This is a genomic window from Bacillus sp. FJAT-27916 (genome assembly GCF_001183965.1).
Classification (GTDB): Bacteria; Bacillota; Bacilli; order Bacillales; family Pradoshiaceae; genus Pradoshia.
Map to the genome: position 1 here is coordinate 3829919 of NZ_LFZV01000001.1, position 21731 is coordinate 3851649.

The 21731-nt window shown below is 42.9% G+C and carries 19 protein-coding genes and 2 rRNA genes (1 of these 21 cut by a window edge); 4 read left to right on the forward strand and 17 right to left on the reverse strand.

Annotated features, from left to right (window positions below):
- Positions 1–91 precede the first annotated feature (91 nt).
- Positions 92–1504 carry an MFS transporter gene (locus tag AC622_RS18670; protein ID WP_331456720.1) on the reverse strand — a complete coding sequence of 471 codons (1413 nt, stop codon included), beginning with the start codon at positions 1502–1504 and terminating at the stop codon, positions 92–94.
- A gap of 26 nt (positions 1505–1530) precedes the next feature.
- The gene (locus AC622_RS18675; protein WP_049672421.1) at positions 1531–2478 is read right to left on the reverse strand and encodes an AraC family transcriptional regulator; all 948 of its coding nucleotides are present in this window, start codon (positions 2476–2478) and stop codon (positions 1531–1533) included.
- Between the two features lie 486 nt (positions 2479–2964).
- Between AC622_RS18675 and AC622_RS18680 the strand changes: the two genes are divergently transcribed.
- A complete protein-coding gene (locus AC622_RS18680; protein ID WP_049672422.1) occupies positions 2965–4512 on the forward strand; it encodes a glycosyltransferase family 2 protein in 1548 nt (515 codons plus the stop codon).
- Positions 4513–4746: 234 nt separating this feature from the next.
- Here the strand turns inward: AC622_RS18680 and blaOXA are convergent, their stop codons facing one another.
- From blaOXA to groES, 7 genes are all read right to left on the reverse strand, one after another.
- Positions 4747–5556, reverse strand: coding sequence for a class D beta-lactamase (gene blaOXA, locus AC622_RS18685; protein ID WP_049673078.1), 810 nt, complete (start codon positions 5554–5556; stop codon positions 4747–4749).
- 166 nt (positions 5557–5722) lie between these two features.
- Positions 5723–6577 (reverse strand): hypothetical protein, encoded by an 855-nt coding sequence (locus AC622_RS18690; protein ID WP_049672423.1) that lies wholly within the window; start codon positions 6575–6577, stop codon positions 5723–5725.
- A gap of 364 nt (positions 6578–6941) precedes the next feature.
- A complete protein-coding gene (locus AC622_RS18695; protein WP_049672424.1) occupies positions 6942–7214 on the reverse strand; it encodes an amidohydrolase family protein in 273 nt (90 codons plus the stop codon).
- 603 nt (positions 7215–7817) lie between these two features.
- Positions 7818–8012, reverse strand: coding sequence for a DUF6591 domain-containing protein (locus AC622_RS21710; protein ID WP_049672425.1), 195 nt, complete (start codon positions 8010–8012; stop codon positions 7818–7820).
- Positions 8013–8142: 130 nt separating this feature from the next.
- A complete protein-coding gene (locus AC622_RS18705) occupies positions 8143–8916 on the reverse strand; it encodes a hypothetical protein (RefSeq protein ID WP_049672426.1) in 774 nt (257 codons plus the stop codon).
- A 609-nt stretch (positions 8917–9525) separates the two neighbouring features.
- Positions 9526–11157 carry a chaperonin GroEL gene (gene groL, locus AC622_RS18710; protein ID WP_049672427.1) on the reverse strand — a complete coding sequence of 544 codons (1632 nt, stop codon included), beginning with the start codon at positions 11155–11157 and terminating at the stop codon, positions 9526–9528.
- 60 nt (positions 11158–11217) lie between these two features.
- Entirely contained in the window at positions 11218–11502 is a 285-nt protein-coding gene (gene groES, locus AC622_RS18715; protein ID WP_049672428.1) for a co-chaperone GroES, read from the reverse strand.
- 325 nt (positions 11503–11827) lie between these two features.
- Here groES and AC622_RS18720 point away from each other — a divergent pair, with 325 nt between their 5' ends.
- Together AC622_RS18720 and AC622_RS18725 are read left to right on the forward strand one after the other, a co-directional pair.
- Positions 11828–12550, forward strand: a complete 723-nt coding sequence (locus tag AC622_RS18720; RefSeq protein WP_049672429.1) for a CPBP family intramembrane glutamic endopeptidase — start codon at positions 11828–11830, stop codon at positions 12548–12550.
- Entirely contained in the window at positions 12547–12765 is a 219-nt protein-coding gene (locus AC622_RS18725; RefSeq protein ID WP_049672430.1) for a YdiK family protein, read from the forward strand. The genes AC622_RS18720 and AC622_RS18725 overlap by 4 nt, the downstream gene beginning before the upstream one ends.
- A gap of 18 nt (positions 12766–12783) precedes the next feature.
- Here AC622_RS18725 and AC622_RS18730 read toward each other — a convergent pair whose 3' ends face one another.
- Both AC622_RS18730 and moaC read right to left on the reverse strand, forming a co-directional pair.
- A complete protein-coding gene (locus AC622_RS18730; protein ID WP_049672431.1) occupies positions 12784–13473 on the reverse strand; it encodes a redox-sensing transcriptional repressor Rex in 690 nt (229 codons plus the stop codon).
- A gap of 22 nt (positions 13474–13495) precedes the next feature.
- On the reverse strand, positions 13496–14008 hold the full coding sequence (gene moaC / locus AC622_RS18735; protein WP_049672432.1) for a cyclic pyranopterin monophosphate synthase MoaC: 513 nt from the start codon (positions 14006–14008) through the stop codon (positions 13496–13498).
- A 143-nt stretch (positions 14009–14151) separates the two neighbouring features.
- Between moaC and AC622_RS18740 the strand changes: the two genes are divergently transcribed.
- Positions 14152–16071, forward strand: a complete 1920-nt coding sequence (locus tag AC622_RS18740) for an ABC-F family ATP-binding cassette domain-containing protein (protein WP_049672433.1) — start codon at positions 14152–14154, stop codon at positions 16069–16071.
- 240 nt (positions 16072–16311) lie between these two features.
- Here the strand turns inward: AC622_RS18740 and tsaD are convergent, their stop codons facing one another.
- The 6 genes from tsaD to AC622_RS18770 all read right to left on the reverse strand — a co-directional run.
- Positions 16312–17328, reverse strand: coding sequence for a tRNA (adenosine(37)-N6)-threonylcarbamoyltransferase complex transferase subunit TsaD (gene tsaD, locus AC622_RS18745; RefSeq protein ID WP_049672434.1), 1017 nt, complete (start codon positions 17326–17328; stop codon positions 16312–16314).
- Complete coding sequence (gene rimI, locus AC622_RS18750) at positions 17322–17780, reverse strand: ribosomal protein S18-alanine N-acetyltransferase (protein ID WP_231589557.1); 459 nt, start codon at positions 17778–17780, stop codon at positions 17322–17324. The genes tsaD and rimI overlap by 7 nt, the downstream gene beginning before the upstream one ends.
- Entirely contained in the window at positions 17777–18481 is a 705-nt protein-coding gene (gene tsaB, locus AC622_RS18755; protein WP_049672436.1) for a tRNA (adenosine(37)-N6)-threonylcarbamoyltransferase complex dimerization subunit type 1 TsaB, read from the reverse strand. Before tsaB ends, rimI begins: the two co-directional genes overlap by 4 nt.
- On the reverse strand, positions 18482–18934 hold the full coding sequence (gene tsaE / locus AC622_RS18760; RefSeq protein WP_049672437.1) for a tRNA (adenosine(37)-N6)-threonylcarbamoyltransferase complex ATPase subunit type 1 TsaE: 453 nt from the start codon (positions 18932–18934) through the stop codon (positions 18482–18484).
- Between the two features lie 871 nt (positions 18935–19805).
- Positions 19806–19922: ribosomal RNA gene (gene rrf / locus AC622_RS18765) — 5S ribosomal RNA — on the reverse strand.
- 68 nt (positions 19923–19990) lie between these two features.
- Positions 19991–21731 (reverse strand): 23S ribosomal RNA (locus AC622_RS18770); it runs 1195 nt beyond the window's last position.

The window sequence follows — 21731 nt, forward strand, 5'->3', positions numbered from 1 at the left end:
TCCATCTATCATCATTATGTACATTAGACCGGTTTGTATGTGATAAGACATTAAGCCTTTCCCACATCTTCACCGGTCCCAAATGTTTGGATCATTTTTTCGTAAATTCCCTTTTTGCGGCTAAATCCGCAGCAAGCTGAAGTGTTCTTTTTTTATTTAGTGGATACAGGAATAAGATAAGTGCAACTAGTCCATATAGAATTCCTGGTACCAATGTACCTAACATGTGAATGCCATTTAGCACTTCCTGTGGCTGCGTTCCAACTGTCGCATCATAGCCAACAGCCGCAATCGCAAAACCGCCAATTCCGCCGGCCAATGCCTGGCCTACTTTTCGCGACATAGAGACTATTGAGTAAACGGTTGCATCTTCACGTAAGGATGTTTTGTATTCATGATAGTCAATAACATCTGAGATGAATGCCCAGTTTACGAAGCTATAGAAGCCCATACCAACCATACCAAGTGCCATTGTAAAGATAAATGGCATTACGGTTAGACCTTTTAGGAAATACAACAGGGTAAAGACAGCAGCTGCAGCTCCTACCCCAACAACGGACACTTCCTTTTTCCCGAATCTTGCTACTAACGGTTTTACCAATGGAACCGTAAGGAACATGGCCGCCATTTGGATAAGTGAAACTAAGCTTAAAGCAGATGCATTACTGAAATAGTCTTTAAACAAATACGTATTAACTGCTTGAGTAATGAATTGTGTGACCATGATCATCAGTGATGCTGCCAAAATCCATAAGAATGGTTTATTTGTCACTAAGCTTTTGATTGAACGAAGGAAGGCACCTTTTTCAATTTCTTTTACTGGTACTGCAATACGCTCTGTAGTCAGTTTATAGCAGCCGATATAACAAGAAATCGCCAATACCCCAAAGACAATTGCTGTCATGAACATACGGTCTGCACTGATTTTGTTATCCACGAATACAATCATTGGTCCTAAAACACCGATAAGAAGACCTGCCAATGATGCACCGATTGTGCGCCAAGTAGAAAGTGTTGTGCGTTCAACCGGATCAGCTGAAATAACAGAAGCCATTGATCCATAAGGAATATTAACCGTACTGTATAAAGTCCCCCAAACAATATATGTCACGAAAGCCCATGCTAGATAGAAGCCGTTAGACATGCCCGGTATTGTCGTGAACATCAATACCCCTGTAATAACCAGCGGGAATGACATGCGCAAAATCCAAGGCTTAAACTTTCCATGCTTCGTTGCTGGTCGTGTATCAATAAAACGACCCCAAGCGACATCAGCAAATGCATCCCATAGGCGGGCAATCATAAATAGCACACCGACTGTTGCAGCACTGATATGGAAAATATCTGTGTAGAAAACCATTAAAAAAGTGCTTGTAAGGATAAAAAAGAAATCGTTTCCAAAATCGCCTAATAAATAACCTAATTTATCTCTAAAGCCGAATGGCCGAGCTACATTCGATTCAATTTGATTCTCCTGCAGCATTGCTGGCTCTCTCATACTCATGCTGAAAACCTCCTAAAATCATTTCATTATACTTTGCTCAATGTTGAGCATAAATGGACAAATTTTGACCCAGACTTCATTTTCCGGTAACTAGTTGGTGTCATTCCCATTCTTTCTTTAAAGAAGCGGCTAAAATGAGCGGCACTTTCAAAGCCAGTGGATATGTATATATCCTCAAGCGGCAGATTGGGCTGCATTTCTAGCAAGTACTTTACTTGAATCAACCTGCAATCCATCACATATTGCATGACCGTATAACCCGTCACCTCTTTAAAAAGATGAGAAATATAGTATTTACTGAGATTTAACTCTTTCGCGATTCGTTCTAAGCTGATTTTTTCACAATAGTGTTGATTGATCCATGAGGCAATATTATCCGCCTGCCGTTTCTTTTCGATGTTTTTTGGCTCAACTCGAAAATATTGACTTGCACTCATTTTATAAATCTTCATGAGGAGCTGAAGAAATTCAAGCTCTATTTCAGCCTTTAATAAGACATTTACCTGGCCTGTACATTCAAATTCCCGATGAATTTCTTCCAGTTGTACTGCGAGCCACCTGATTTTCTTGGACACATACTGACCTGAATCATCAAATCCTGTCCTAAGTATGCAAGTGTTCATTTTTTGGAAGGGAGACAGAAGGTTTGGCATCCCCAATCTAGACATAATCTTTTCCCACCAAGCCGGTGAGAAATGAACCATACTCCTCACATAGGTTTCAGGAGAGGGTGTATTGGCCTTATGTAAAGTCAATCCATCCAACAAAACAATATCCCCTGGCTGTAAATCGTATATAGCATCTTGAATAAAATAGTTACAATGCCCTTCTTCAAAAACATAAATCTCATATGTACTGTGGGTATCAAATCGATTCTCTGACATAGCTTGATTTAATCCTTGAAGACGGTAAAAAGCCATGATTGATTCATCTAATACTTTAGGTTGATAACAGTCTGTTGCCCATCGATTCACTACTATTCACACTCCCGGAAGTCAGCATTCTAAAGGAAATACCTCGGAATACCTATTACCATACTAGTATACCAAAAGAAAAAAAGCATTCTACGAAAGTGCTTTCTTTTCCTTTTTTTTTGACTTAAATTGTGCTTGATTTTATCTGGGTTACATAGCAAAAAGGCTTCTAAAAAGATGGTGTCCTTTTCAGAAGCCTTTTTCATTGAAACCATAGATTGCTGTACTTGATTAGGGATACCATTTAAACAATTACAGAATACCTGCTATTATCCCCTCCCTGAAATCTTCATCTATAAATGCACAGCAAGATTGTAGTTATGATCGGATAAATAAATATCTTTATATAGTTACACTAGCAAGAGGAATCCTCTAAATTTTAACAGAAAGCAGATTCCTAAATTACCCTTTTATTCCATTAACTTGATATTAACCTTTCAATCTTTTATGCTAAATAAGTAAGAAATCCTATTTAGGGGTGCCGCTATGAAAACATTTAACTACAGACACTCAGCAATGGAGCTTCTATTAACTAGAGAACTAAGCATTATTAATAATCCACAATCACTGAAGAACAAACTGTTTTCAAAACGAAAACTGATTACGGTTGTATGTGCCGCCTACAATGCCGAAAAATCTATAAGCAAAATGATTGAATCTGTTATTCATCAAAGCCTCGATTTTGAAAAGATTGAACTTATCATTGTAGATGATGGTTCTACGGATAATACCGCTTCAATAATTCGGAATTTCGCAAAAAGTCACCCAAATATATCTTTGGTTATCCTCAACCAAAATACCGGAACTCCAGGCATTCCGAGGAATATTGGCATTGAACTTGCAACTGGAAAATACATCTCATTCATAGATGCAGATGATTGGTTTCATCCAAATGGTTTGAAGGCACTTAGTGACATCCTAGAAGAAACAGGAGACACCTATGCTGTCGGCAAAACGATAAAAGTTAGTACACATGGCGAAAGCATTATTGGAGAATGGCAATCCAATAAAGAAAGAAGACGCGTGTCTCCTTTTGACATCCCATATTTCTTCTATCATATGGGACCACATGCTAGAATGATGAGAACTTCTCTTCTACATGACCACCATATCGGGTTTCCTGAAATGAAGTTCGCTGAAGATAAGTTATTCTTCTTCGATGTTCTATTAAACAGTCCATCCGTTTCAACAACAATGGAACCGATCTATTATGTAAATCGTTTGGACGACAATAATCAATCTCTCACAAAAGTAACCAGTGTTCTTGATAAAAGAGCTTCTGACTTAAAAGTAATTCAACACATTAAAGACCAACATCTTCCTGTTCATCAAGAGAAAGTACTACTCAATCGGATTTATGAATATGATTTCCTGCGTACCTTTGACAGCATGGCATTCGTCAATTCCACGGAAAAGGAAAAGTTCTTTGAACTGCTTGAACAGGCGTATCAAACAACACAAGACTTATCCTATAACTTTCTCGACCACATCGAGCATCCGACATACAAGCTCGCAATGGAGCTATATGTTGACGGACGGACGGAGGAATTCACCAAACTGTTCACCTGGATGAAAAGAGATAAGTACAATAAATACATCATTCAAGATGATATCGCCTATTATGAAGTACCATTCTTATCCGGTAAAAAAAAGCTACTCGAGATTCCTATGTATGTAAGAGCGTTAGACTCTTATTATGCGGATAAAAAATTTATCCAACATATAGAAATCTTTAGCAGAAATATAAAGCAAATCAATTCCGTCCTCATCCGGGATAGAAACCGAATTGATAATGACCTGGAATGTGAATTGAAATTTGTTCCTGGCTCTAACTCAATCGCTTACTTTGAAGTTGATATTCCAGTTATCGAACAGTTACAGAACTCCTCCTTCACTTTGTTCCTAAAGTATGCGGACTATAAACTATCAAATATTAAGAAGATTAACAAAACAAAAATCAACTACAAAAATAAAACGATAGAATTCTACATCACTATCGCAAATAATTTAGGACTTTCATTAAAGGATAAATAACTGAATGATACACCCAAGAGGACTGTTCCACTAATCCCTTTTGAATTATGTAACTAGAGATGTCAAAAGGCAGAAATATTGTATTTAACAACATTTCTGCCTTTTATTATTACTGGTAACGGCCTATTTATATTTTCTCTCAATCTCTCTAGCATCACTTACTATTGCGGCTTCATTGCCGGCTATTTCATGCTGACATAAGGCCCATCCATGGTTTTATGATCTTTAGCAGGCTCACTCACCCATCAATCCATACTTCTCTAAGATTTCCAATGTAATCCCCTTAGCATCTGCACTCGTGCCATCAATATTTGCCGCAAAGCTGTATGCCCTCTTATCGTTCTTAATAAAACCTACATACCAGCCTATGCCGGACCCTTGTCCTGTTTTCCCGTAAAGGATATAGTCATCCCCTTCATCCTGAATCATCATGCGTTTAACAGTCTTCATGACATCCTGGTCAAAGGGAAGTTCCTCTCTATAAAGGCTTTCTAGGAATTCAACCTGCTCTACTGGCGAAATCTTAAGCGAGCTGCTTAACCAGAACTGATCAATTCCTCCGCTGATATCTTCGTTTCCATAAGATATCTTATGCACCCATTCATCCATTCGATCCATCCCTATATCATGCGCCATCGCCTGATAATACCACACGACAGAATTCCTCATGGCAGACCCAAGCACATGATCCTGATTCCAGACCGGAATTTCCCTTTCGATTCCATCCCAATACTTAATATCATATTCATCCTCTACCGCTCCAACCTGGAGCCCAATCAATGAATTTGGCACCTTGAAGGTAGATTGAGGAGCAAATCGCTCATTAGCTCGGCTCTTGTTATACACAAAGGTCTTCTCATTTCTCAAATCCCGCAATACGAATGTCCCGTTAATATCCTTAAAATATTCTTCCACCTTAAAATCCTTTACCTTTGAATTCCCTTTAGCTGCACCTGCTTCACTAAGCGGTTGACCATTCGCAAATGACAGAAGAACAACACTAATCAATATTAATATGACGTACAGACCCTTTCTCTTTTTCATCATTCATTCACCTCTCGAAGTGTAGTTTTGGTCCTTTATGTACTATTCGATAAAGCAGCAGACAATCCTTTTTTTGTAAAATAACCAACTGTACGAGGTCAAAAAAAAGAAGCCTCCCACAAGTTACTTGAACTCATGAGAAGCTTCTCTCCATTCATTTAGTTTTCTAAGCACGCATTAATACGCCATTCCGCTTTGGTATCTCCTGCTCAGCTATCTGATTCATTTTACAATAATGGTCAAAAAATTGTTGTGCCAGCTCTCGCTCATTTGGATCCCTTTTCAATGAAATGATATCAAGCAAGATTTGAGCCATCCATAAATTATCGAAATAACGGTATTTCCCTGTATTCCATGTCATTTTATCCGGAGATTTTTGATTAACATAATACTCCCAGAAGCGAAGCTGATCTGACTCCTCTTCGGTAAGCTGGATTCTGTATTTGGAATGAGCAGGAATAGTCCCATCCTTACAAAGCTTGCCGATAAATTTTTCATTTACCATATAGACGCCTAAAATACGTCTGTCTTTTTCAGGCATGCCGGGGTCGATTGCCGTTAACAGGACCGCACTATTTTGGTGCAGGCGGACCGGCTTGTTCGGATTCCCCTTGTTACGGCCACTTTTTATGACCCCTGAAAAGACTCTCCACTCTGAAAGGGCAAGATTTCTCTCTTCTTTATCACACCAAAAAACCATTTGTGATTCAGGATGGAGCTTATGATTTTTCATTAGTTTTTCGTGTTCTATTCGAAGCTCTTGTTTTTTTTGCTGCAGCTTTTTTTCCTCTTCCTTTTTCCATTCTTCCTCTCTTCGTTCATCTTCTTTCTTTTGTATAATTTTCTCGAGTGACTCCGCATCACTCTTATCATGTATTTTTAAGTGCTTTCCAAATACATCAGGGAAAACAAATAGTTTATTTTCTGATTCGAAATTTATTTCAATACTAGAATCATTATGCTTAACGATACTTCCCATGCCAAAACGCTTGTGTGTAACTTTCTTATTGATCAGATTCATTATTCAAGTCCTCCTTGAGAATAAAAACTTGGTTACCGAGAATTTTAAAGCTCACACAATTGTTTGACTTCTTTCTTCCGTTTATAAAAGGATATAAAAAAACGTATCCAAATTCTATCTTCACACGGTTCAACGGAATTTGAAATACGGATAATAAACAACTGTAAGACTATTATAACATTTTTTACTAAATAAGCAAATTTATTATTGACATAATATTTTATTTTGAGTTAAAATTAAATTTTATTATCTACAAAAACATAAAATAAATCAAACTATATAACAAATAATCACATTAACAAGAGCGTATATCCCCTCGGATATACGCTCTTATTTGGAGAAACTAATCAAAGAGAGAGGACGATCATTCGATTATCTCTCTTATCCCATTGCTTAACGCCATGCTATTGAATCCACACTGTTCCATGGCCAAAGCAAGCTCTTCTCTTAATTGCTTGATATCAAAATCGATCAATCGCTTCCCTGCGATGAAGACATCTCTTGCATTGCCGGCATTCGCAGAGTATACCAACGCTAAATAAAGGTCAAAGATAGGAAACATATTAACAGCATCTGTTTCTACTAGGATGAAATCGGCTTGTTTCCCTGCTTCAATCGAACCAATCTGCTCCCCCATCCCTAACACCTTTTGGCTTGGTGCCTGTCACTCCCCGATATTTGTCGAATACCCCTTCAAACCTAAAGAAGCATCCCGCAAGTTTTTCAACTTGTGAGATGCTTCTTTGAATTAGGTAGACAGAGGAACTTAGGCTTAAACCGCGGCGTCCTGCTGCGAGACTTTAGCCACCACGTCCTGTGGAAGTTACATCATGCCGCCCATATGGTTTCAAACTGTAATATGTTTCACCACAGTGGTAATGAATAGCATTAAATCAACGTTTTGATAACATTAAGTGTAACATCTTTAACTTAAATTTAAATTGATTTATTACGGTTCGTTAGCAAAATGTTAGCAATCAATTATAAATGATTATATGTTCATACCCAAAAGTGATGCAAACTATTATGCATCGCTTTTTACCGGTTACATAATCCAGATGTGTGGAGTGTAATTGGCAACACGCGGGATGTTCGTACGTTTATGTATTCCATTTAGCGGTGTAGGTTTTTGCTAAGACCACTGCCGCTCCTGTTGTATATCAAGTGTCTATTCTTTTATCTCAAATTGAAACGTTTTAGCACCTTTGTCTAAACTTTATTGTGCAACCTCCAGAATTTTCTACGTTATGCGGTTCTTAACTTTTAAGCAGTACTTAAGTTCTATATCATTCATACTTTCATCTTCCCATACGGCAAATTTCTCGTCCATATCAGAAAGTTTTGATAACATGTCGGCATATTCGGCAAGTAACTTCAAGTCTGTCGGAATTTTATTGTACTTCTCCTTCAAGTCACAGTATTCACCATAGAACACCGTACCTATCCATCGCTTCCTTAAATTCGGGGCGCATACCCTCTATCAGCTCATTGAAAGGATTGGTGTTTTCTAAATTACCAGTAGAAGTGTTGTTGCTTATCTCGTTCTAAGAATTTTCGTTACTGCCCTACCTATTACCCTTTAGTTTTTCGACATCTTCTTTGAAATCCTTTATTTCATCCTCAGCTTTTTCGATATCATTATCCCACAACTCACCCCTCATATCTGAACAAAAATCGTAAACATCAGAGCGAGTATCCGACCACTCATCATACACATCAGAGCGGGTATCAGACCACAAGTCATACTCATTTGAACGAGCGTCAGACCATTCGTCATAAGGTGCATTGTCATATGCGTCATCTAAAATCCCAGCATAGAAATTATCGTATATATCATCAAGGATGCCATCATAAATGTTGTCGTAAATTTCATCACCGGCGTCATCGTATATGCAGTCATATATTTTCTCAAATTCATCATACTTATCGTCATTCGATGTATCAGAGGACAAAATCAATTCTGCATAAGCTATGCTGTACTCACGCATTCTGATACCTAATTGTTTTGTATCTTCATACACCTTTTCATAAAAGGCTTCCATTCTATCTGTGTTGTCCAGATACTTCTTATAAGTATCAATATCTTTGACCAACTTCTCGTACTCTACATTGAGAGCTGCAATAGTATCTTCTACATCTTTAGATATAATGTCATCGAGTTCACCGGAAATCTTATTTTCGTTTTCACCTGTTTCGTCTGTATCATCATTCCCTGTATTCTTCTCACTCTGAGAAGCAGTTGAAGTGTTCTCAGAATCATTTTGTGTTTTTTCGCTTCCACAAGCAGCAAAAGATAGTAGTAAAGCAAATATAAGCAGTAGTGTTATGATTTTTTTCATCTCATTTCCTCCTCTTTCGCAGTACAACTCTTATTGATATGGTTTCCAACATGTCACCACACAGGTGAGACAGGATCCACCTGTTTTTCACAGCAATTCATAATAAAAATTATAAATTATCATACTGCTCTGTTCAATATAATGTGAAAATTTTCACAATTAACATACGTCACATTCACAACAAATAAAAAGTTTATTCATGTTGTGAAAATAACCTGTACAAATGATGGAAGCACTCGTATTCATTATAACTTCGTCAATCCATTCAAAGAAACATAAAAAGGCAGCGCCCAATTCATTAGAGGGCTTACTGCCTTATTTTAAAATAAGTTGCGCGACACACTCCACGTGTGTGGACTGTATGTGGCAACATCTGAGAGTGAGTTTCTTTTCATTAAGTTACTTTGCCGATTAGTAACCCGTATGTCAGGCCAAATGGCTTGGTGCCTGTCACTCCCCGATATTTGTCGAATACCCCTTCAAACCAAAAGAAGCATCCCGCAAGTTTTTCAACTTGTGAGATGCTTCTTTGAATGAGGTAGACAGAGGAACTTAGGCTTAAACCGCGGCGTCCTGCCGCGAGACTTTAGCCACCACGTCCTGTGGAAGTTACATCATGCCGCCCATTCCGCCCATGCCACCCATGTCAGGCATTCCGCCGCCAGCGTTTTCTTCTGGCTTGTCAGCAACAACTGCTTCAGTTGTTAAGAACATAGCTGCAACAGATGCTGCGTTTTGAAGTGCAGAACGAGTTACTTTCGTTGGGTCAACGATACCAGTTTCAATCATGTTTACCCATTGGCCGTTAGCTGCGTTGAAGCCGATGCCGACTTCTTCGCGTTTTAGGCGATCTACAACAACAGATCCTTCTAGGCCTGCATTGAATGCGATTTGGCGAACTGGTTCTTCTAGTGCACGAAGAACGATGTTTACGCCTGTTTGCGCGTCGCCTTCTAGTTCGATTTCAGCTACTTTGTTGTACACACTTACAAGTGCAGTACCACCACCAGCTACGATACCTTCTTCAACAGCGGCACGAGTGGAGTTAAGTGCGTCTTCGATACGAAGTTTGCGTTCTTTTAGTTCTGTTTCAGTAGCGGCACCAACTTTGATAACGGCTACACCGCCAGCAAGTTTAGCAAGACGCTCTTGAAGTTTTTCTTTATCGAATTCAGAAGTTGTTTCTTCTAATTGTGAACGGATTTGGTTGATGCGAGCACCGATTTCGCTTGTTTCGCCAGCGCCTTCGACGATTGTTGTTGTTTCTTTCGTTACAACAACTTTTGCAGCGCGTCCAAGAGAATCTAGTGTCGCGGATTTAAGGTCGCGTCCTAGTTCTTCTGTGATTACTTCACCGCCAGTTAATGCAGCGATATCTTCAAGCATTGCTTTACGACGGTCGCCGAATCCTGGAGCTTTAACCGCTACAGCATTGAATGTTCCGCGAAGTTTGTTCACAACAAGTGTTGCTTGCGCTTCACCTTCAACATCTTCTGCGATCAACAATAATGGTTTGCCTTGTTGAACAACTTGCTCAAGGACAGGAAGTACTTCTTGGATGTTGGAAATTTTCTTGTCAGTGATTAAGATGTATGGATTTTCAAGGACTGCTTCCATTTTGTCAGAGTCCGTTACCATGTATGGAGAAGAATATCCGCGGTCGAATTGCATACCTTCAACAACATCTAGCTCAGTTGTGAATCCTTTAGATTCTTCGATTGTGATAACGCCATCGTTACCAACGCGTTCCATCGCTTCAGCAATCAATTGACCTACTTCTTCGTCAGCAGAAGAGATTGCCGCAACCTGTGCGATAGAAGCTTTGCCTTCGATTGGTTTAGAGATAGCTTGTAATTCTTCGATTGCAACAGAAACAGCTTTCTCGATTCCTTTACGTACGCCCATTGGGTTAGCGCCAGCAGTTACGTTCTTTAATCCTTCACGGATCATCGCTTGAGCAAGAACAGTCGCAGTTGTCGTACCGTCACCAGCGATTTCGTTTGTTTTGCTTGCTACTTCAGCAACAAGCTTCGCACCCATGTTTTCGAATGCATCTTCAAGCTCAATTTCTTTCGCGATTGTTACACCATCGTTTGTGATAAGCGGAGAACCGAATTTCTTCTCAAGTACAACATTGCGTCCTTTCGGTCCAAGTGTAACTTTTACTGTATCAGCTAATGCGTCAACCCCGCGAAGCATAGCGCGGCGTGCTTCTTCACTAAATTTAATGTCTTTAGCCATTCGTAAATTACCTCCTCAAAATTTTGTAGTATGATATTTTTTAACCGACATTAGCTTTGCTTATCCGATTACAGCTAAAATGTCGCTTTCACGTAAAATTAAGTATTCGTTGCCTTCGTATTTCACTTCAGTACCTGCGTATTTAGAGAAGATAATGTGGTCGCCTTCGGATACTTCCAATCCTACACGCTCCCCATTCTCAAGGACACGGCCTGTGCCTACCGCTACGATTTTGCCTTCAGATGGTTTTTCTTTGGCAGTGTCAGGTAACACGATGCCGCTTGCAGTTTTCTCCTCTTGTGCGACAAGTTCAATCACAACGCGATCTCCTAGTGGCTTTAACAAGTAAAACTACCTCCTTAAAGTTATCTCCATTTTTATTAGCACTCATTAGGTATGAGTGCTAACACAATTTATATATTAAATAAAGACTATCTGATTTGCAAGAGATATGAGCGAAAATTTTAGAAAATTTTATAAGGTCATTTTCTCCGCTTTCACTTGGGCTAGTATACCCCTTTGCAGGGCAGATTATGTTATATATAAAGGGAAAAGTTTTGCAATTGTACCTAAGGGGGAAAAACGGGTAGAATGATGGTGTAGCTTTTTCGTATTGGGCTGACATTAAGCCCGCTTGATTTGGATACTTGTCATTAAAGGAGTTTTGTCTTTGAAGAAAAATTATTGGCTGATTGTCCTTATATACGTTGCCATGCAGCTATCGAGCATTATCGGTCTACCTCTAATGGGATGGATTCTGCCGAACTTCGTGGCCGAGGATCAAGTAGCCATCTATTCAGTCGTCTATTGGATTATTATCAGCTTCTTCATTGCCCTCATCATTACGTTATTCTTCTTGAGGAATGAGCGTAATGAAATGGAACGGTGGGAGCGTATGCCGCTTGGCAGTTCTCTTGCATGGGCTGTCGGAGGAATCTTCCTTGCCTTGATTGCCCAGGCTGTTGCGGGTACGATTGAACAGCAGATTTTCAACATTAAGGGAGAATCTGAGAACACAAAGAATATCCTCGCCTTAATCGAGATGTTTCCAGTTGTAATTCTAATTACTTCTGTCATTGGACCCATTTTGGAGGAAATCGTGTTCCGGAAGATTCTATTCGGGGCACTATTATATAAGCGGTTTGGGTTCTTCCTTAGCGCTTTAATCAGCTCAGTTATCTTTTCACTTGCACACGGCGAGCCTGAGCATACCTTGCTTTATTCAGCGATGGGCTTCACATTCGCCTATCTCTATGTCAAAACAGGCAGAATTATTGTGCCAATCATTGCGCACGTTAGCATGAATACACTTGTTGTCCTCCTTTCCACCTATTCAGGTGATTTAATCAAAGAGATGGAGAAGGCACAAAGTTTTATCGGAGGTTTATTATGAGACGATCACCGTTGTATATGGCAACGATTTATTTCATCCTGGGGGCTGTGTTTATCTTTTTCGCAGTCCAAAATGTAACAAGAAGCGGCTGGGATTTCTTTACTTACTTCCTGGTCATCCTGGCAACGCTTGATATCGGATCCGGTATTCGCTTTATCGGTATCCACCGCAAGATCAAGCAAATGAAAAACGAACAGCAGCCAAAGAGCAAATAAAGCAGAAAATCTCGAAGTTTATTCTTCGAGATTTTCTGCTTTTTCGTCTTCTTTTATTTCTTCGTTTCCACCAGAAGGATAATGCTTTAAGAAATAAACAAGCGATTGAAGCTCTACAGCCAGGTCAATATGATGTACCCGAATGGAATCTGGTACACTTAAACGTGCTGGCGTAAAGTTCAGTATGGCTTTCACATTTGCTGCCACAAGCCTGTCCGTAATAGGTTGAGCCGCTTGGGCTGGTACCGTTAAAATAGCCACCTTGATATTTGAGTTTGCGAGCTTGCTCTCAAGTGCATCCATATCAAAGATTGGCACGTCCCCAATGAAGGTTCCCACCTTCTCAGGCGATACATCAAAGGCAATTTCAATCTTCGTATTATTATTCTTCATGAAATTATAGTTCAAGAAAGCAGTCCCCAGGTTCCCGACACCAATCAAGGCCACTTGAGTGAGCTCATCCTGGTCAAGTGTCTTACGGAAGAAGGACAGCAAGTAATTGACATTATAGCCGTAGCCTTTCTTTCCTAGCGCTCCGAAATAGGAGAAATCTCTCCTGATTGTCGCGGAATCGACTTTGACGGCCTCACTCAGCTCTGCTGAGGACACCCTCAGCTTCCCGGAGGCATGTAAGTTCTGTATAAATCGGTAGTACAGCGGCAGCCGCTTCGCTGTCGCTTGTGGTATTTTTGTATTCTCCTGCAACATTTCTTTCCCTTCTCCCTTACTATTAGAGTCCCCTATGCTTATTCTCGTCCAATTGTTTTTGGAAATCCGGACTGGATACTCCGCCTGTCTTCTTAACTAGATATGTTTCTCCAATAACCATGCCCTTATCAATGGCCTTGCACATGTCATAAACGGTCAGCGCAGTAACCGAGGCCGCTGTTAGGGCTTCCATTTCTACACCTGTGCTTCCCTTCGTCTTCACAGACACCTGGATGCGCAGACGCCTCTGTTCTTGTTCAGCTTCCCAAAAGAAACGGATGTCTATTCCTTTGAGGGAAATCGGATGGCACATAGGAATTATATCAGATGTTTTCTTCGCTGCCATAATGCCAGCCACTTGAGCCACAGCTAAGACGTCACCCTTTTCCATTTCACCGGAACTGATTTTCTCATAAATCTCTTCCTTAACTAAAATGCTTGATTCCGCTATCGCGATGCGGGTTGTCTCAGGCTTATGCGCAATATCAACCATCTTCGCTCTTCCCTGCTCATTGAAATGAGTGAATTCACTCATCGCCATTCCCCCTCTACCTTTATCTTATAATATATTTCAATTTCGTGGTAACGTTTGTGTAAATATTCACATATGTCCTATTCAGTTGCGGTTCCCAGACTCCGTAAGATACACTAAGGCTAGTACTTCTTGAGGTGAGAATCATGATAATTTTACAAGTTAACAATGTATCCAAATATTATGGTGCAGAAGCAATTTTGTCCAGTATTAAGCTTGAAGTGCAATCGAAAGACCGAATTGCTCTCGTTGGCCGCAATGGCGCTGGGAAATCCACCCTCCTGAAGATTATCGCTGGTCAGCTTTCGCATGATGGCGGCAATATCTTCATGCCAAAGGGAACTACAATCGGCTATCTTGCCCAGCATACAGGCTTGAATTCTGACCTATCCATCTGGGATGAGATGCTGACGGTGTTCGCCAATCTGCAAAAGCAGGAGGAAGACTTGCGCGCCTTGGAGAAATCCATGTCTGACCCTGAAATCTATCATGACAGCACCCGTTATGAGCGAATATTGAAGGATTATGATCATTTGCAGGAGCAATTCAAGAATGCCGGAGGCTATCAGATGGAAAATGATATTCGCTCCGTCCTGCATGGTCTTAATTTTGCCGATTACGATTATGCTACACCTGTCAGCTCATTGAGCGGCGGACAGAAGACACGGCTTGCCCTTGGAAAACTATTGCTGACGAAGCCTGATTTATTGATTCTCGATGAGCCGACAAACCATCTTGATATCGATACGCTATCCTGGCTTGAGGGATATTTGCAATCCTATCCTGGCGCTATCTTAATTGTCTCCCATGATCGCTACTTCCTCGATAAGGTCGTCAATCAGGTCATGGAGCTTTCACGTACGTCCATCAATAAATATACAGGCAATTATAGCAAATACCTTGTCCAAAAAGCAGAGGAATATGAGCGCAACCAGAAGCTGTTTGAAAAGCAGCAGGATGAGATTGCCAAGCTAAGGGATTTCGTGCAGCGAAATATCGCACGTGCGTCCACAACCAAGAGGGCACAGAGCCGTCAGAAGCAGCTTGAGCGCATGGAATTGCTTGACCGCCCTCAAGGTGACGAAAAGTCTGCTAACTTCTCCTTCCAAATAGAGAAGCAAAGCGGAAACGAGGTATTACAGGCAAACGATATCGCTATTGGCTATGAAGAGCCTGTAGCTAAATCGATTAATTTCCGCATCACACGCGGTGAAAGCATTGCCCTCATCGGTCCGAATGGAATCGGAAAATCAACCCTTCTTAAGACCATCACGGACAAGCTCCCTGCCATCAGCGGCGAGTTCCAATTCGGCGCTAATGTCACGGTCGGCTACTATGACCAGGAACAGGCGAATCTTTCATCCAATAAGACTGTGCTCAATGAGCTGTGGGATGACTACCCGATGAGCCAAGAAAAGGATATTCGCTCCATCCTCGGCAACTTCCTCTTCAGCGGCGATGATGTAATGAAGACCGTCTCCACCCTGAGCGGCGGTGAGAAGGCAAGGCTTGCCCTCTCAAAACTGATGATGCAAAAGGCCAATCTGCTTATCCTCGATGAGCCGACAAACCATTTGGACCTCGACAGCAAGCTCGTCTTAGAAAATGCTCTTGTCGACTATCCCGGCACCCTTTTATTCGTTTCCCATGACCGCTACTTCATCAACCGAATTGCTGACAAAGTCATTGAGATGGGGCCAGCTGGCACGGTTGAATATCTTGGGGATTACGACTATTACGTCGAGAAAAAGCGGGAGCTTGCTGAACTGGCAGAGCTTGAGAATAAACCTGCGGTGCAAGCCAATCAACAGACTGTGGAAAAGTCCTCCTATCAAGAGGATAAAGAATTAAAAAAGCAAAACCGAAAGCGGCAGCGCCGCATTGAAGAAATTGAAGCAGCAATCGAAACACTCGAGGAAAAAATCGCTGAATATAATGAGCAGCTTTGTGACCCTGAGGTTTATCAGGATCACGAAAAAACATTAGAAATCCAAGGACAGCTCACAACGACGGAAACAACCATGGAAGAATTAATGGAGGAATGGACCATTCTCCAAGACTCCTAAAACGGGCCTGTCCATGGCCCGTTTTTTATCAACATATTTACCCACAGACAGTTCATAACTATATCAGGTATTCAACCTATTTTTCCACATTATCCACAGATATCGAAAGTATTATCCACAGAAAATGTGCATAACCCATAGTTATCCACAATCATTTTAGAACTTTCTGCATTTTTTGACCACTAATACTTGGGGATAAAGAAAGAGCCGCTGATTTAGCAGCGGCTCTTCTTTTGTGTATTATTCTAAATCTAACCCTGGATTTGCATTTAAATCCATACCAGCACGTCTGCCTTGCTCATAGGCAATGCTTCCGGCTGCCCCAATCATGACCGCATTATCTGTACATAAATATAATGGCGGGATGATTAATTCAATCTCCTTCTTGCCTTCAAAGGCTTCTTCGAGTCTTGCTCTCAATCCTTTGTTGGCGGCTACTCCGCCGGCAAGTAATACTTGCTTCACACCGTATTGCTCTGCTGCCTTCAATGTCTTGGTCACAAGAACATCAATCACACTCTCCTGGAAGCTGCAAGCGAGATCCTCAGGCGCAATGGTTTCTCCCTTTTGGGAGGCATTATGAAGTGTATTGATGACAGCAGACTTCAGGCCGCTGAAGCTGAAATCATAGGAATCCTCTTCAAGCCATGCTCTCGGTAATTTCACCGTCGGCTCCCCTTCATGGGCCAGGCGATCAATATGAGGACCACCCGGATATGGAAGCTTCAACGTGCGCGCCACCTTATCATATGCCTCTCCCGCAGCATCATCACGTGTTTCCCCTATCACTTCAAAGGAACCATGCTCCCTCATTAGCACAAGCTCTGTATGTCCCCCTGAAACGACGAGAGAGAGCAGCGGGAATTGGAATTCTGTCAAGATTCGATTCGCATAAATATGACCGGCAATATGATGAACATTCACGAGCGGCTTGCCGTGAGCAAATGCCATCGCCTTAGCTGCATTCACGCCAATTAAGAGGGCACCTACCAGACCTGGTCCCTCTGTCACAGCAATTGCATCAATCTCATCCCACGTGATGCCTGCCTGCTCTAAGGCTTCCTCCACGACGACCGTAATAGCCTCCACATGATGTCTGGAGGCAATCTCCGGGACGACGCCGCCAAAGCGCTTATGACTCTCAATTTGAGAGGCAACCACGTTAGAAAGGATTTCCCGGCCATTCTTAATCACTGCAGCTGCTGTTTCATCACAGCTTGTTTCTATTGCTAAAATTAATTGATCCTTTTTTACCATAATTCCACCCACATTACTAAGGCATCCTCCATATTATCTGTGTAATAATTCTTTCGGATACCGCCTTCTTGAAATCCCATTTTTCGATATAATTTCTGTGCACCATGATTCGTTACCCTTACTTCAAGGGTCATTCGCTTAACGCCCATGCTTTTCGCCGTTCCCATCATACGAATCATCAGCTCCTCGCCAAGGCCGTAGCCGCGATAGGCAGGAAGAAGCGCGATATTCGTGATATGCCCCTCATCTAGGATAACCCATTGTCCGCCATAACCAATGACACGGCCTCTGTCCTCCACAACAAGATAGACGGCATACTGGTTGTTCACCAGCTCGTTATAAAAGGCTTCCCTGCTCCATGGCAGAGTAAAGGAGGCATGCTCAACCTCCATCACATCATCTAAATCCTCAAGTGTCATTGCCCGAAACATCACTGTATGATTGGTCATCATTCTTCCCTCTGTTTCTCTTGAGCTTCTAACCATTTCGCCTCTGCTTCCGCTAAACGCACATAATTCGGTACAAATGAATGAATCTCTTCTGCCGGTCTTTGCATTCCCAGCATCGCAAGCTCACCTGCGCGAGCATGATGAAGCGGCTCTGGTGCAAGCAACGCCCTGTCTCCCAATGCCTCCTTGAACGTTTCCTCATGAATGGAGGCATCACTTCCAACAAAGAGAACCGGTGCATCTAGTCTCCTCAATCCATCCGCGAAGTCCTTCGCAAGTACATTTTGGTCATCCTGTATCCGTGTAATCTTCCCATTCTCCGCTTTAAAAAGCGCCGTGTACAGCTGGCCTCGTCGTGCATCAAATACTGGGCACACATAACCGTTAAAATAACGCCCATTCAGCGCAAGCGCCTCAAGGCTTGAAATACCGACGAGCTCTATACCCAGACTCCAGGCTAGTGACTTCGCAATCGTCACGCCAATACGCACACCTGTATAGGAACCAGGCCCCTTAGCGACGACAATCCTGTTAAGGTCAGCAGGCTTCATCCCGCACTCTTTAAGCAGTGCTTCCACAGTGGGCATCGCCCGTACAGAATGATTTCTCTTTGTATAAGTTATTTGCTCACCGATAATTCCTTGCTCATTAGCAACAGCCACTCCAAGAACATTCGTCGATGTATCAATGGCTAATACATTCATTTAAAAAATCTCCTCACACAACTTTTCATAAAATTCACCTTGGGGTACAGCCTTGATCCTGCGCTGCTCATCCCCTTCATGATATAAATACAAGGTCAGCAGCTCATCCGGCAATTGTGTCTTAATTAAATGAGCCCATTCCACAATGGTCACCCCATCGCCTTCGAAGAACTCCTCAAAGCCGAAGTCCTCATCCTCATTCTCAATTCTATATACATCCATATGATAAAGCGGCATATTTCCTTTGTATTGTTTCATGATCGTAAACGTTGGACTATTCACTGTCCGTGTCACGCCTAGACTCTTAGCGATTCCCTTTGTAAAGGTTGTCTTGCCAGCACCAAGGTCACCCTCAAGCGCCACTACTGAACCCGGAACAAGACGTCTGCCAATCTCCTCAGCAAGCTGCCTCGTCTCCTGTTCGTTCTTACATAATAATTGATACTCCGTCACAGTCATTCACCATGCTTTAATATTTTATTATTAAAGTGTACCTTATTTTTGTGCGTAAAGCCAATTTACCTTTATAGGCAGGAGGACGGAATTATATGGAGAAGCAGAAGGGATTCTAGTAAACTCGGATTCCTTCGTAGGTTAGCTTGAATTAGCTAGGCTGGAGTTATCACAGGCTTGGTCCTAAGTGGGTATCTGCTCGGCAGGCAGTTCTCGCCCTTACCTGAGATTTATCGCCCATAGACCTCGGATTTAGCCCATAACCTTAGTTGTTCGCCCTTAAAAATACCCGTTCGCCCTTAAATGAGGTGTTTTCGCCCTTAAATAGAAGGAATTCGCCCTTAAATCTTAAAATCACGGATTGGTAGGTAATAAATAAAGCCCATCTATCTCCTCCCCATCAAAAATGACTAGCTAACGTAGTTTTTTAGGATATATTTTGCTTTTTCTCCTCAAAATCTTTGAAAACTACCCCTCTGTTAAGCCATTTTCATTTCTCTTGCATCTTCATGATGCCCTGAAAACACAAAAAAACCAGCTCACTACTGAACTGGTTTCCACTTGCCCGGCAACGTCCTACTCTCACAGGGGACGCGCGGCCCCAACTACCATCGGCGCGCGAGCTTAATTTCCGTGTTCGGAACCCGACCGGCGATAAGCGGCGGATTTCGGCGTCGGCCGCGCTCGCTCAGTACTCATGTACATCGTACATTCCGTGCTTCCCTCACTTTCCTCCTTGACCTCCTTGCTTCTCCCCAATCGGAGATGCCTGCTGTCAGTCAGGTGAGCTTCCTTTACACTTTTAATAGATACAATCTCTTTCGAGATGAAAGCACAAAAAAACCAGTTCACTACTGAACTGGTTTCACTTGCCCGGCAACGTCCTACTCTCACAGGGGCGTGAGCCCCAACTACCATCGGCGCTGAAGAGCTTAACTTCCGTGTTCGGAATGGGAACGGGTGTGGCCTCTTCGCCATCGTTACCGGACTATATGAAGAATGTCAAATCATTCTTTCAAAACTGGATAATGTTTGTTTGGCCTATGCGTTTTGTTCTTGGTTAAGTCCTCGAACGATTAGTATCCGTCAGCTCCATGTGTCGCCACACTTCCACCTCGGACCTATCTACCTGCTCATCTTTCAGGGTTCTTACTAGCTTGCGCTATGGGAAATCTCATCTCGAGGGGGGCTTCATGCTTAGATGCTTTCCGCACTTATCCCGTCCGCACGTAGCTACCCAGCTATGCTCCTGGCGGAACAACTGGTACACCAGCGGTGCGTCCATCCCGGTCCTCTCGTACTAAGGACAGCTCCTCTCAAATTTCCTGCGCCCACGACGGATAGGGACCGAACTGTCTCACGACGTTCTGAACCCAGCTCGCGTACCGCTTTAATGGGCGAACAGCCCAACCCTTGGGACCGACTACAGCCCCAGGGTGCGATGAGCCGACATCGAGGTGCCAAACCTCCCCGTCGATGTGGACTCTTGGGGGAGATAAGCCTGTTATCCCCGGGGTAGCTTTTATCCGTTGAGCGATGGCCCTTCCACGCGGAACCACCGGATCACTAAGCCCGACTTTCGTCCCTGCTCGACTTGTAGGTCTCGCAGTCAAGCTCCCTTGTGCCTTTACACTCTGCGAATGATTTCCAACCATTCTGAGGGAACCTTTGGGCGCCTCCGTTACTCTTTAGGAGGCGACCGCCCCAGTCAAACTGCCCACCTGACACTGTCTCCCACCCCGGTTCAGGGGTGCGGGTTAGAAGTTCAATACAGCGGGGGTAGTATCCCACCGACGCCTCCACCGAAGCTGGCGCTCCGGCTTCAAAGGCTCCTACCTATCCTGTACAAGCTGTACCAAAATTCAGTATCAGGCTGCAGTAAAGCTCCACGGGGTCTTTCCGTCCTGTCGCGGGTAACCTGCATCTTCACAGGTACTATAATTTCACCGAGTCTCTCGTTGAGACAGTGCCCAGATCGTTACGCCTTTCGTGCGGGTCGGAACTTACCCGACAAGGAATTTCGCTACCTTAGGACCGTTATAGTTACGGCCGCCGTTTACTGGGGCTTCAATTCGCACCTTCGCTAATGCTAAGCGCTCCTCTTAACCTTCCAGCACCGGGCAGGCGTCAGCCCCTATACTTCGCCTTGCGGCTTCGCAGAGACCTGTGTTTTTGCTAAACAGTCGCCTGGGCCTTTTCACTGCGGCTCACCTGGGCTTTGACACCCTGGTGAGCACCCCTTCTCCCGAAGTTACGGGGTCATTTTGCCGAGTTCCTTAACGAGAGTTCTCTCGATCACCTTAGGATTCTCTCCTCGCCTACCTGTGTCGGTTTGCGGTACAGGCACCTTCTTCCTCGCTAGAGGCTTTTCTTGGCAGTGTGGAATCAGGAACTTCGGTACTCTAGTTCCCTCGCCATCACAGCTCAGCCTTGTGTGATGAGTGGATTTGCCTACTCATCGGCCTAACTGCTTGGACGCGCATATCCAACAGCGCGCTTACCCTAGCCTACTGCGTCCCCCCATCACTCAAATGGAAGAGAGGTGGTACAGGAATATCAACCTGTTGTCCATCGCCTACGCCTTTCGGCCTCGGCTTAGGTCCTGACTAACCCTGAGCGGACGAGCCTTCCGCAGGAAACCTTAGGCATTCGGTGGAAGGGATTCTCACCCTTCTTTCGCTACTCATACCGGCATTCTCACTTCTCAGCGCTCCACATGTCCTTCCGGTCATGCTTCACAGCCCTTAGAACGCTCTCCTACCACGCATACCATACGGTATGCATCCGCAGCTTCGGT

What these genes read in the sequence shown, in the direction of transcription:
- AC622_RS18670 (WP_331456720.1), bottom strand. Translation starts at nt 1,504, where the DNA reads ATGAGTATGAGAGAGCCAGCAATGCTGCAGGAGAATCAAATTGAATCG.
- AC622_RS18680 (WP_049672422.1), top strand. Translation starts at nt 2,965, where the DNA reads ATGAAAACATTTAACTACAGACACTCAGCAATGGAGCTTCTATTAACT.
- blaOXA (WP_049673078.1), bottom strand. Translation starts at nt 5,556, where the DNA reads ATGAAAAAGAGAAAGGGTCTGTACGTCATATTAATATTGATTAGTGTT.
- AC622_RS18690 (WP_049672423.1), bottom strand. Translation starts at nt 6,577, where the DNA reads ATGAATCTGATCAATAAGAAAGTTACACACAAGCGTTTTGGCATGGGA.
- AC622_RS18695 (WP_049672424.1), bottom strand. Translation starts at nt 7,214, where the DNA reads ATGGGGGAGCAGATTGGTTCGATTGAAGCAGGGAAACAAGCCGATTTC.
- AC622_RS18705 (WP_049672426.1), bottom strand. Translation starts at nt 8,916, where the DNA reads ATGAAAAAAATCATAACACTACTGCTTATATTTGCTTTACTACTATCT.
- groL (WP_049672427.1), bottom strand. Translation starts at nt 11,157, where the DNA reads ATGGCTAAAGACATTAAATTTAGTGAAGAAGCACGCCGCGCTATGCTT.
- AC622_RS18725 (WP_049672430.1), top strand. Translation starts at nt 12,547, where the DNA reads ATGAGACGATCACCGTTGTATATGGCAACGATTTATTTCATCCTGGGG.
- AC622_RS18730 (WP_049672431.1), bottom strand. Translation starts at nt 13,473, where the DNA reads ATGTTGCAGGAGAATACAAAAATACCACAAGCGACAGCGAAGCGGCTG.
- moaC (WP_049672432.1), bottom strand. Translation starts at nt 14,008, where the DNA reads ATGAGTGAATTCACTCATTTCAATGAGCAGGGAAGAGCGAAGATGGTT.
- AC622_RS18740 (WP_049672433.1), top strand. Translation starts at nt 14,152, where the DNA reads ATGATAATTTTACAAGTTAACAATGTATCCAAATATTATGGTGCAGAA.
- tsaD (WP_049672434.1), bottom strand. Translation starts at nt 17,328, where the DNA reads ATGGTAAAAAAGGATCAATTAATTTTAGCAATAGAAACAAGCTGTGAT.
- rimI (WP_231589557.1), bottom strand. Translation starts at nt 17,780, where the DNA reads ATGATGACCAATCATACAGTGATGTTTCGGGCAATGACACTTGAGGAT.
- tsaB (WP_049672436.1), bottom strand. Translation starts at nt 18,481, where the DNA reads ATGAATGTATTAGCCATTGATACATCGACGAATGTTCTTGGAGTGGCT.